This window comes from Bradyrhizobium sp. NBAIM03 (assembly GCF_020194055.1).
Taxonomy (GTDB): Bacteria; Pseudomonadota; Alphaproteobacteria; order Rhizobiales; family Xanthobacteraceae; genus Bradyrhizobium; species Bradyrhizobium yuanmingense.
Map to the genome: position 1 here is coordinate 1 of NZ_JADYVS010000150.1, position 451 is coordinate 451.

The 451-nt window shown below is 64.3% G+C and carries 1 protein-coding gene; it reads right to left on the reverse strand.

Annotated features, from left to right (window positions below):
* A partial coding sequence (locus I6F21_RS37825) for a DUF3458 domain-containing protein (RefSeq protein WP_225184399.1) occupies nucleotides 1-451 on the reverse strand: 451 nt, incomplete at both ends.

Genomic DNA, 451 nt, shown 5'->3' on the forward strand with positions numbered 1-451 from the left:
GCTTCCCAGCGGTTGAACGGGTCGGAATCGTGCGCGAGCTGGAACGTAAGCTGCTCGGTCGTATAGCCGTATTCCACGATCACCGGCGCCGAGAAATTGCGCAGCAGCGAGGGCAACGGCGCTTCGGCCACGTCTTCGAAGACGAAGGTCTGCTTGGTTTCAGTGAAGTCCAGTACGCGCGTGGTTATGGGCGAGGGCGATGCGGCCTCGCCACGCAAGCGCAGCGGCAAGTCACGGCCCTGCTTGTCGATCAGGCCCACCGCAAACGGAATGTGGAACGGCTGCTTCTGGATGCCGCTGGTGGTCTCGATGCCGACTGGCTCACAGCGTTGCCGCAGCGTGAGCGTGTACGTGTGCGTGGCCGCATCGTGGTGGCCCTCAACAGCAACGACCGGCGTGCCGGCCTGGCTGTACCAGCGGCCGAATTGCGTGAGGTCGCGGCCGTTGGCAT